At 50.0% G+C, this 584-nt stretch carries 1 protein-coding gene; it reads right to left on the bottom strand.

The annotated features are described in order from the left end of the window. A partial coding sequence (locus PSHG_RS26045) for a transposase (protein WP_042120978.1) occupies nt 1–578 on the bottom strand: 578 nt, incomplete at its 3' end. Nucleotides 579–584: the final 6 nt, after the last annotated feature.

Raw genomic sequence — 584 nt, 5'->3', positions numbered from 1 at the left:
ATCGGCAGCTCACTTGCCGTGTCGACGGCGAGATGAATCTTGTAGCCGAACCACTTGACCTTGTTGCCAAACGAATCGAACTTAGCACCCCAGTTGGCATTGCCGGTCAGCTCGCTTTTCCGTTTCGGTTGCTTCTTCTCATAGGCATGAATCGCTGCACTGTCTATCGCCACATGACTTCCGTCGATGATTCCCTCCTTCTTGCATTGTACAACGAGATCTTCAAACAGGCGCTTAGCCAGCCCCTTGCTGGTTAATTCAGCGAACACGCGGCTTAAAGTCGCGATAGAAGGAGCCTCACGGTCCAGTCTAAGTCCACATTGATAACGAAAGCGAAGATCGACATCCAAACGACGATGTAGACCTGTAAATGTATCGATGTTCTCAAGCGGGGCAGCAAGTAGCGCACGAAGAATCCCTTGCCTGCAATGCCCGTCGGCACCTCGGGGTGAATGACTTCTCAATTCCCTGGCATAGGGGCGCAAGTCCAGGGCGCTGAAAAAGATAGGCAATCGTTCCTTGGATTCAAGTTTTTGAAGCTCATCAAAGGAAAATAGACTTTCTTGGAGAATATACAAAGTGAC

The organism is Paenibacillus senegalensis JC66 (genome assembly GCF_000285515.1).
GTDB classification, from domain to species: domain Bacteria; phylum Bacillota; class Bacilli; order Paenibacillales; family NBRC-103111; genus Paenibacillus_L; species Paenibacillus_L senegalensis.
This window is presented reverse-complemented; position numbering and strand designations above follow the sequence as displayed.